Origin of the sequence: Yersinia sp. 1252 StPb PI, from assembly GCF_048593885.1 — a bacterium.
Lineage (GTDB): Bacteria > Pseudomonadota > Gammaproteobacteria > Enterobacterales > Enterobacteriaceae > Yersinia > Yersinia enterocolitica_E.
Genome location: NZ_JAZGQE010000170.1, coordinates 1 through 10,171 on the forward strand (window position 1 = coordinate 1; position 10,171 = coordinate 10,171).

Genomic DNA, 10,171 nt, shown 5'->3' on the forward strand with positions numbered 1-10,171 from the left:
ATCGGGATTTGCTCGTTTGCTGCCTTGCTATAGCGCCAATGACTTTGGGTAATTGCCTTGGTGCTTGACGCTATAGCTGCGTTAGCGGCATTTTCCAGCTAATACTATCAGGGCGCTCGATGCGCCCTGAATAATCACAGTTTTTTCAACATCGTCACTTCGCAGTCCACATGGCCGGTATTGCCCATCGAACAGTTAATATGCTCAAAGCCCAGTTTCTCATATAAGCCAATGGCGCTGGTCAGGCTGGCAGTGGTTTCCAGATAGCAGCGACCAAAACCCTGCTGACGAGCAAACGCCAACGCTTGTAACGCTAACTGTTTTGCCAAACCTTTACCGCGTAATATGGGCAGGAAATACATTTTCTGCAATTCACACAGATCGGCTTCGCCACCTGACAACGGTGCTACGCCGCCGCCGCCAGCGATATTACCGTCGACCTCGATCACCCAATAAGCGCTACGTGGCTGACTATACAGCTCAAACAAGTGATCCAGATTAGGATCAGATACGGTATAGCCTTTATCTGCGGTCAAGCCGAATTCAGCCGAAACATCACGGATAACATTGGCGATAGCGAGATTGTCTGCGACGGTGATAGGGCGCACCAGCAGACGGATCGGTGTGGCAGTGGTCATGGCGTATTACTCTATAAACCAATGGGTAATAACATAGTAATAATCTGTAATACCATCTATACCCGTCATACTTCAAGCTGTATGTGCGTTGGTTGCACTCAATAACCCGAATCACTTACTACCAGTAAGCTCATCGGGATGAATGAGCCTCATCCTGCGGGCTGGCATAAATGCTGTTCAAATCGGTTCCCGACCGATTTGTCTCTCGCTTGCCGCCTTCCTACAACTCGAATTATTTAGGGTATGACACTGAATGAATGTAATGATAAAAAAAACAGCGGCTAAATAATTAGCTCGCTGTTCTTATCAGGCTGTCGGGACCCGGGTTAATTACAGAGCAGCGATGACTGCCTGCTGCTCAATTAACTTTTGTTTGGCTTCAGCACAGGCCGCCATTCTTTCACGCTCTTTGGCAACTACCGCTTCAGGCGCGCGCGCCACAAAGCCTTCGTTACCCAGTTTGCCTTCGATACGCTCAATCTCTGCTTCCAGTTTTGCGACTTCCTTCGCCAAACGATCCAGCTCAGTGGCTTTATCGATCAAGCCCGCCATTGGAATCAGCACTTCTGCGCCTTCAACCAGTTTGGTCACCGACACTGGGCCTTTATCACCGTCAGCGAGCAGAGTGAGAGAGGACAAGCGTGCCAGCGACTGGATGAAACTCTGGTTTTCTAACACACGGCGCTGAGCTTCAGCACTGGCTCCACGCAGTATGACTTCCAGCGGCTTACCTGGCGCGATGTTCATCTCTGCACGGATATTACGCACCGCAATGATGGTTTGCTTGATCCACTCCAAATCACTCAGGGCTTTCTCATCGACCTGGCTGGCATCATATTCTGGGAAAGGCTGTAGCATAATGGTATCTGCTGTGATGCCTTTCAGGGTTTTAACCCGCTGCCAGATAGTTTCAGTGATGTAAGGAATGATTGGATGCGCCAGGCGCAGCAATGCTTCCAGAACCTCAATCAGGGTATGACGGGTACCGCGCAGTTCAGCATCAGAACCACTGTTCATCACCGGCTTGGTCAGCTCCAGATACCAGTCACAGAACTGGTTCCAGGTAAACTCATACAAAATACCCGCCGCCAGATCGAAGCGGTAAGTATCCATCGCTTCACGGTAGGCTTTGATGGTCTGATTGAATTCCGCCAGAATCCAGCGGTCAGCCAGTGATAGCACCATTTCGCCGCCGTTCTGCCCGCAATCTTGTCCTTCAGTATTCATCAGCACGAAACGGCTAGCATTCCACAGCTTATTACAGAAGTTACGATAGCCTTCCAGGCGTTTCATGTCCCAGTTGATATCACGGCCGGTAGAGGCCAGCGCTGCCAGCGTAAAGCGCAGGGCATCAGTGCCGTGCGGTTCAATACCATTCGGGAACTGTTTCTCGGTGCGCTTGCGGATTTTTTCCGCCAACTGTGGCTGCATCATGTTGCCGGTACGTTTTTCCAGCAACTCTTCCAGTGAAATACCGTCAACCATATCCAGTGGGTCGATGACGTTACCTTTCGACTTGGACATTTTCTGCCCTTCGTCATCGCGAATAAGACCGGTCATATAGACGGTCTTAAACGGCACCTGCGGCTTACCATTTTCATCTTTCATAAAGTGCATGGTCATCATGATCATGCGGGCAATCCAGAAGAAAATAATGTCGAAACCACTGACCACAACACTGGTCGGGTGGAAGGTTTTCAACGCATCGGTTTGCTCAGGCCAGCCCAATGTGGAGAATGTCCACAGACCGGATGAGAACCAGGTATCCAGCACGTCTTCGTCTTGACGCAATGCCACGTCTGCGCCCAGATTGTTTTCGCGGCGCACTTCAGCTTCATCGCGGCCGACGTACACTTTACCTTGCTCGTCATACCAGGCCGGAATACGGTGGCCCCACCACAGTTGGCGAGAGATACACCAATCCTGAATGTCGCGCATCCATGAGTAATACATGTTTTCGTACTGCTTAGGCACGAACTGAATTTCACCGTTTTCTACCGCTTCAATGGCAACTTTAGCCAGCGGTGCTGTGCGTACATACCATTGGTCGGTCAGCATCGGCTCGATAACCACGCCGCCACGGTCGCCATAAGGCACCGTCAGGTCGTGCGGTTTAACCTCTTCCAGCAGGCCAAGTTTATCAAATTCAGCGACGACAGCTTTACGGGCAGCAAAACGTTCCAGACCCTGGAATTGTTCTGGGATTGCACCGCTGCAAGCATCGGTAGCTTCACCGTTAGTATCAAACACTTCAGCTTCAGCACGGATATCACCGTCGAAAGTCAGAATGTTGATCATCGGCAGGGCGTGACGTTTACCTACTTCATAGTCATTAAAGTCGTGCGCTGGGGTGATTTTCACGCAACCAGTGCCTTTTTCCATATCGGCATGTTCGTCACCGAGGATCGGAATACGGCGGCCAACTAACGGCAGGTAAACTTCTTTACCGATCAGATCTTTATAGCGCGGATCTTCCGGGTTCACTGCAACACCGGTATCACCCAATACGGTTTCCGGGCGAGTGGTGGCGACCACCAGATAATCTTTACCTTCGGCGGTTTTGGCACCATCGGCTAGCGGATAACGCAGATGCCACATGGAACCTTTGGATTCGCGGTTTTCTACTTCCAGATCAGAAATAGCGGTGCGTAGTTTTGGATCCCAATTCACCAGGCGCTTGCCACGGTAAATCAGATCTTCTTGGTGCAGGCGAACAAACACTTCTTTAACCGCATTAGACAGGCCATCGTCCATGGTGAAACGCTCACGTTCCCAATCCACAGAGTTACCCAGACGGCGCATCTGGCGAGTGATGGTGCCGCCGGACTCGCCTTTCCACTGCCAGATTTTATCGATAAACGCATCGCGGCCATAATCGTGGCGGGTTTTGCCTTCTTCTGCGGCAATCTTACGCTCAACCACCATTTGGGTTGCGATACCGGCATGGTCGGTACCCGCCTGCCAGAGGGTATTTTTCCCCTGCATGCGCTGGTAGCGAATCAAGGTATCCATAATCGTCTGCTGGAAAGCATGGCCCATGTGCAAGCTGCCGGTTACGTTTGGCGGCGGGATCATGATGCAATAGCTTTCTTTACTGGTATCGCCGTTCGGTTTGAAATAGCCCTGTTTTTCCCAGTGTTCATACAGCGGCTGTTCGATTTCTTGCGGGCTGTATGTTTTATCGAGGGACGGCTCAGTTTTGTCGATATTAGAAGGTGTGTTTTCCATTTTCTTTTTATTTCAATTAGTTGGCGGCGTTGCCGTAGTCAAGTGGAAGCCGACGCTGCGATAAGACTTATATCGGTCGCGCGCCAACTGTTTCAAATTTTCTTCGTAAGGGACGAAGTCTACCACTTCATGGAAAGCGGTGGCAAAACCTGCGAACTCTGGCAGCAGGCTGATAAGCAGGTCGCGGGGTGAATTACCGCGCCGTTCCGGCCAGGCAAGTTCGACTGGCGCGCCATATTTTGGCCCTTCACCGGCCAGATTGTGTGGCACAAATTGGTCTGGTGCTCGTTGCCACAGGGCTTCATCCAGCCGCTGAGCCTGTTCCTGACTTTCACAGGCGATTAGCACCCGTTTGCCCGCCCGCCAATGGACAGCTGCAACTTCGCAGGCCAACGCCTCATGAGCACGTAGTTCACCGGCGGGCGTGTCGTGTTCGAGCAGGTAGAAGGTGGCGTTTTTCATAGGTTCTCAGCACCCTTCGTCCTTGACGCCGCAGGGGTGTTGGCTGCACTCACTCACCCGAATCACTTGACTGTGTAAGCTCATCGGGATGAGTTCGTTTGCCGCCTACCTGCAACCCCAATGAGTTTGGGTGTATATCAAATGGAATACATCAAACGATTAATCGTCGCCGTTTAGTCCTGCACGATTTAGCAGGAACTGAGACAACAACGCGACCGGACGGCCTGTTGCACCTTTGTTCTTGCCTGAACGCCAGGCTGTACCGGCGATATCCAGATGCGCCCAGCTATATTTACGGGTAAAGCGCGACAAGAAGCAGCCTGCGGTAATGGCTCCACCAGCACGGCCGCCAATATTTGCCATATCGGCAAAATTGGAGTCCAGTTGCTCGGCGTATTCATCACCCAGCGGCAAGCGCCATGCACGGTCACCGGCTTGTTCGGACGCCCCAATCAGCTCATGAGCCAATGGATTATGATTCGACATCAAACCGGTAATGTGGTGCCCTAATGCCACCACACACGCGCCGGTCAGTGTCGCGATATCAATCACCAGTTCTGGATCAAAACGCTCAACGTAGGTCAGCGCATCGCACAGTACCAAACGGCCTTCCGCATCGGTATTCAACACTTCGACTGTTTGGCCGGACATGGTGGTTAGAATATCACCAGGGCGATAAGCACGGCCACCCGGCATATTCTCACAACCCGCCAATACACCAATTACGTTCAACGGCAATTGCAGCTCAGCCACCACCCGCATCACGCCATAAACGGTTGCTGCACCGCACATGTCGTATTTCATCTCGTCCATGCCTTCGGCCGGTTTGATGGAAATACCACCAGAGTCGAAGGTCAGCCCCTTGCCTACCAGCACAATTGGCTTAGCGTCAGGGTTCGGATTACCCTTATATTCTATCACCGACATCAATGATTCATTCTGCGAACCATGGCCAACAGCCAGATAAGAGTGCATTCCCAGCTCTTTCATCTGTTGCTCACCAATAACGCGAGTAATGATGTTGGTGCTAAACGCATCGGCCAGTTGGCGCGCCTGAGACGCCAGATACGCGGCGTTACAGATGTTGGGTGGCATATTGCCCAAGTCTTTAGCGGCTTTGATACCAGATGCCACAGCCAGACCGTGCTGTATTGCGCGCTCACCGCTGGTCAATTCGCGGCGGGTTGGCACATTGAACACCATTTTACGCAACGGGCGGCGAGGCTCGGTTTTATTACTTTTAAGTTGATCGAAGGTGTAAAGCGTTTCTTTGGCTGTTTCTACCGCCTGACGCACCTTCCAATAAGTATTGCGGCCTTTAACATGCAGTTCAGTCAGGAAGCAGACTGCCTCCATTGAACCGGTGTCATTAAGGGTATTGATGGTCTTCTGGATCACTTGCTTGTACTGGCGTTCATCAAGCTCACGCTCTTTACCACAACCAATTAACAAGATGCGCTCGGAGAGAATATTCGGCACATGGTGCAGTAACAGCGTCTGCCCGACTTTGCCTTCAAGTTCACCACGGCGCAATAAAGCGCTGATGTAGCCATCACTAATTTTGTCGAGTTGTTCGGCAATGGGAGATAGACGACGAGGTTCGAAAACGCCGACTACAATACAGGCACTGCGCTGTTTTTCCGGGCTGCCGCTCTTTACACTGAACTCCATGCACTCTCCTGAATCTTAAAGACAAAGGCGGAAGCTGCCGCTAGAATGTAGCGCTCCGCAACGATCTCTCTCCGTTGTGTTAACGACGTGTGTTAACCTTAACGGCATAAGTTGTTTTGTTTTGGCGACTATAAGCATGTTCCTATAGGACACCTAAACGCTAGATGCTGTAATACTATTTTAGCTGTGAAGGTTGCCATATGATGAGAATAAATGGCGGATTAACGATGAAACTATCGATTTTCCTGCAAAAAGACAAGTTTTCACAGGCGTATTAGCGTGATCATCATTAGATATCTGGTACGGGAAACACTTAAGAGCCAAATTGCGATTCTGTTCATCCTGCTATTAATCTTCTTTAGTCAGAAGTTAGTACGGATATTAGGCGCTGCGGTCGATGGTGAAATACCGACAAACCTGGTTTTATCCCTTTTGGGGCTCGGTGTGCCGGAAATGGCACAACTTATCCTGCCATTGAGCTTATTCCTTGGCCTGCTGATGACGTTGGGCAAATTGTACACGGAGAGTGAAATCACCGTGATGCATGCCTGCGGCATGGGCAAAAAATCCCTCATAATGGCTGCATTGATTCTGGCGCTGGTGACTTCTGCTCTGGCGGCGGTTAATACCATCTGGCTTGGTCCGTGGTCTTCTAAACATCAAGATGAAGTATTGAACGACGCCCGCGCTAACCCAAGCCTGGCCGCTTTGGCCGGTGGGCAGTTTAAGTCTTCAACCGATGGCAATTCAGCCTTATTTATCGGTAATGTGACAGGCAAAGAGTTTAACCGTGTATTTTTGGCACAATTGCGGCCAAACGGTAATCAACGCCCCTCTGTGGTTGTGGCAGATAGCGGCCATATGACCGAACGGCCAGATGGCTCACAAGTGGTTATTTTAAACAAAGGTACCCGCTATGAAGGCACCGCGTTGTTGCGCGATTTCCGCATCACTGATTTTGTTGATTACCAAGCAATAATCGGCCATCAGGAAGTGCAACAAAACAACAATGTGGCTGAACAGATGAGCATGAAACAGCTATGGCGTGCAAATGAACCCGATGCCCGCGCAGAGTTTCATTGGCGTCTGACACTGATTGTATCGGTGATTATCATGGCGTTGTTGGTGGTGCCACTGAGTGTTGTCAATCCACGTCAGGGGCGAGTGCTGAGCATGTTGCCGGCAATGTTGCTGTATTTGATTTTCTTCCTGTTACAAAGCTCCCTGCGCTCTAATGCAGGTAACGGCAAGCTGGACCCACTTGTCTGGATGTGGACCGTAAACGGTGCATATCTGGCGGTTGCGGTGGTATTGAACCTGTGGGATGGCCTGCCGGCTCGTAAGTTACGTGCGCGATTGAGAGGTGCTGCCTGATGTTTGGTGTATTAGACCGTTATATCGGACGGACTATCCTCAATACCATTTTGATGACGTTATTCATGCTGGTATCGCTCTCTGGCATCATCAAGTTTGTCGATCAGCTACGTAAAGTCGGGCAGGGTGACTACTCAGCAGTTTCCGCTGGCATGTACACCCTACTTAGTATCCCTAAGGATATTGAGATCTTTTTCCCGATGGCGGCGCTATTAGGCGCATTGCTGGGTCTTGGGTCATTAGCGACTCGCAGTGAACTGGTGGTGATGCAGGCATCAGGTTTTACCCGCATGCAAATCGCTGCGTCGGTGATGAAAACCGCGATTCCGCTGGTATTGTTGACAATGGCGATCGGCGAGTGGGTTGCGCCTCAAGGTGAGCAGATGGCGCGTAATTTCCGCGCTCAGCAGATGTATGGCGGTTCACTCTTATCAACGCAATCGGGTCTGTGGGCGAAAGACGGTTCTGACTTTATCTATATCCAGCGGGTATCGGGTGACAATGAACTGACCGGGGTTAACATTTATCATTTTGATAAACAAGATCGCCTGCTTTCGGTGCGTTACGCCGCAACAGCCACTTATGACGACAATATTTGGCGTTTATCGCAGGTTGATGAATCTGATCTTACCAATCCTAAGCAAGTGACTGGTTCTCAGACCTTGACTGGCGAGTGGAAAACCAATCTGACCCCAGAGAAACTGGGGGTGGTTGCGATGAATCCCGACTCGCTCTCCATTCGTGGTTTATACGATTACAGTAAGTACCTGCGGCAAAGTGGGCAGGAATCGAGCCGTTACGAGTTGAACATGTGGGGCAAGATATTCGCACCATTCTCAGTCGCGGTAATGATGCTAATGGCGTTGTCATTTATTTTTGGCCCATTACGTAGTGTACCGATGGGGGTTCGGGTGGTTACCGGTATCTTCTTCGGCTTTGTTTTCTACGTACTGGATCAGATTTTTGGTCCACTTAGTTTGGTTTACAGCATTCCACCGGTCATCGGTGCGCTGTTGCCGAGTATACTTTTCCTCCTAATCAGTGTTTATTTGCTGCTAAAACGGCGTTGATGGCGTTTTTTTCGACACTTAGACTAAACTTGGTGGGATAACAGTTGCATGCAGATCATTGCTAGGTATAATTCACCTCGTTCTCCGCATACTACTTCAGTGCCGAAGTGGCGAAATCGGTAGACGCAGTTGACTCAAAATCAACCGCCGCGAGGCATGCCGGTTCGATTCCGGCCTTCGGCACCATTAGTATGTAAATAGACCTCAACTGAGGTCTTTTTTTATGTCTAAAATCCAGTCCCCGCAAGGCTTTGCCCCGCTTTTCAGTCAACCGACGTCAATCTGAGTTACCCCACATCAACATGCTTGTGAGTATAGAACCGAGTATATATGCTGGTTCGATAATGCTTATATACTCACGGCAGCATATGGAAGGAATACCATCATGGCCCTGACTGATACCAAGGTGCGTTCGGCAAAACCTGAAGCAAAGGAATACTCGCTAGTAGACGGCGATGGCATGTTTTTGTTGATACACCCTAACGGCTCCAAATACTGGCGCTTTCGTTTCCGCTTTGGCGGTAAACAACATCTGATGGCTTTTGGTGTTTACCCAGAGACATCTCTTGCTGATGCCAGACATAAAAGAGAAGCTGCCAGAAAACTGGTTGCGGCAGGTATTGACCCCCGCGAACAAAAACGTGCAGTAAAAGAAGAGTTGGCTAAAGAAGTCTTCACCTTCGAAGTGGTTGCCAGAGAATGGCATGCGACTAATAAGAAGTGGTCAAAAGATCATAGCTCCCGAGTTTTGAAAACCCTGGAAGACTTTCTTTTCCCCTCTATCGGTAAATGCAATATTACCGAACTTAAAACCCGCGATTTGCTGGCACCCATCAAAGTGGTAGAGAAATCAGGGCGTCTTGAAGTGGCTTCGCGCCTACAACAGCGTACCACAGCAATCATGCGCTACGCCGTACAAAGCGGTTTGACCGATTATAATCCCGCGCAGGAAATGGCAGGAGCTGTCGCTACAGCAAAAAGGCAACATCGTCCCGCTTTAGAACTTAGCCGAACTCCTGAGCTCCTTCATCGTATTGACACATACACCGGTAGACCGCTCACTCGTTTAGCTATAGAAATAACGTTGCTTACCTTTATCCGTTCCAGCGAACTGCGTTTCGCCCGTTGGTCAGAGATCGACTTCGAGACAGCAATGTGGACGATACCGGCAGATCGCGAACCATTGGAAGGGGTTAAGCATTCTCACCGTGGATCTAAGATGCGAATGCCGCACCTGGTGCCTTTATCTCGTCAGGCCCTTGCAGTCCTTGAGAAAATAAAACGACTAAATGGTAATCGCGATTTAATTTTCGTTGGCGATCATGACCCGCGTAAACCAATGAGTGAAAATACGGTAAACAATGCACTCCGGGTGATGGGCTATGACACGAAAGTTGAGGTTTGCGGGCATGGATTTAGGACTATGGCATGTAGTTCGCTGATCGAATCAGGGATGTGGTCGAAGGATGCGGTCGAGCGGCAGATGAGTCATCAGGAGCGTAACTCTGTACGTGCGTCTTACATTCATAAGGCAGAGCACTTGGATGAACGCAGGCTAATGCTGCAGTGGTGGGCTGATTTTCTTGATACTAATCGAGAGAAGGCGGTGAGTCCGTTTGATTTTAGGAAATTGAAATGAGTTCTTTCGAAGTCATTTCTTTAAAATAGAACTATAGGTAAAGCCGGTTACTTAACTACCCGGCTATAACATAAATTTATAGTAATATA

Annotated in this window: 7 protein-coding genes and 1 tRNA gene; 4 read left to right on the forward strand and 4 right to left on the reverse strand. The window is 50.0% G+C overall.

Annotation, left to right across the window (positions count from 1 at the left end):
• Nucleotides 1-134: 134 nt before the first annotated feature.
• The 4 genes from V2A85_RS19030 to pepA all read right to left on the reverse strand — a co-directional run bounded on the left by V2A85_RS19030 (nt 135) and on the right by pepA (nt 5,999).
• Complete coding sequence (locus tag V2A85_RS19030; protein WP_372557872.1) at nt 135-638, reverse strand: GNAT family N-acetyltransferase; 504 nt, start codon at nt 636-638, stop codon at nt 135-137.
• Between the two features lie 330 nt (nt 639-968).
• Nucleotides 969-3,866, reverse strand: a complete 2,898-nt coding sequence (locus tag V2A85_RS19035; RefSeq protein ID WP_420072104.1) for a valine--tRNA ligase — start codon at nt 3,864-3,866, stop codon at nt 969-971.
• Nucleotides 3,867-3,878: 12 nt separating this feature from the next.
• Nucleotides 3,879-4,328, reverse strand: a complete 450-nt coding sequence (locus tag V2A85_RS19040; protein WP_004704882.1) for a DNA polymerase III subunit chi — start codon at nt 4,326-4,328, stop codon at nt 3,879-3,881.
• Between the two features lie 159 nt (nt 4,329-4,487).
• The gene (gene pepA, locus V2A85_RS19045) at nt 4,488-5,999 is read right to left on the reverse strand and encodes a leucyl aminopeptidase (RefSeq protein ID WP_005186600.1); all 1,512 of its coding nucleotides are present in this window, start codon (nt 5,997-5,999) and stop codon (nt 4,488-4,490) included.
• A gap of 279 nt (nt 6,000-6,278) precedes the next feature.
• On the opposite strand from pepA, the gene lptF reads away from it, so the two are divergent.
• The 4 genes from lptF to V2A85_RS19065 all read left to right on the forward strand — a co-directional run bounded on the left by lptF (nt 6,279) and on the right by V2A85_RS19065 (nt 10,082).
• Nucleotides 6,279-7,373 (forward strand): LPS export ABC transporter permease LptF, encoded by a 1,095-nt coding sequence (gene lptF / locus V2A85_RS19050; RefSeq protein ID WP_372557874.1) that lies wholly within the window; start codon nt 6,279-6,281, stop codon nt 7,371-7,373.
• Nucleotides 7,373-8,443 (forward strand): LPS export ABC transporter permease LptG, encoded by a 1,071-nt coding sequence (gene lptG, locus V2A85_RS19055; RefSeq protein WP_083160821.1) that lies wholly within the window; start codon nt 7,373-7,375, stop codon nt 8,441-8,443. Before lptF ends, lptG begins: the two co-directional genes overlap by 1 nt.
• Nucleotides 8,444-8,544: 101 nt before the next feature.
• Nucleotides 8,545-8,629, forward strand: a tRNA-Leu gene (locus V2A85_RS19060).
• A gap of 199 nt (nt 8,630-8,828) precedes the next feature.
• On the forward strand, nt 8,829-10,082 hold the full coding sequence (locus V2A85_RS19065) for a tyrosine-type recombinase/integrase (RefSeq protein WP_420072105.1): 1,254 nt from the start codon (nt 8,829-8,831) through the stop codon (nt 10,080-10,082).
• The last annotated feature ends 89 nt before the right edge of the window (nt 10,083-10,171 follow it).

Excerpts from the sequence above, each read along its gene's own strand:
- V2A85_RS19065 (WP_420072105.1), top strand. The coding sequence starts at position 8,829 with ATGGCCCTGACTGATACCAAGGTGCGTTCGGCAAAACCTGAAGCAAAG.
- V2A85_RS19035 (WP_420072104.1), bottom strand. The coding sequence starts at position 3,866 with ATGGAAAACACACCTTCTAATATCGACAAAACTGAGCCGTCCCTCGAT.
- lptG (WP_083160821.1), top strand. The coding sequence starts at position 7,373 with ATGTTTGGTGTATTAGACCGTTATATCGGACGGACTATCCTCAATACC.
- V2A85_RS19040 (WP_004704882.1), bottom strand. The coding sequence starts at position 4,328 with ATGAAAAACGCCACCTTCTACCTGCTCGAACACGACACGCCCGCCGGT.
- V2A85_RS19030 (WP_372557872.1), bottom strand. The coding sequence starts at position 638 with ATGACCACTGCCACACCGATCCGTCTGCTGGTGCGCCCTATCACCGTC.
- pepA (WP_005186600.1), bottom strand. The coding sequence starts at position 5,999 with ATGGAGTTCAGTGTAAAGAGCGGCAGCCCGGAAAAACAGCGCAGTGCC.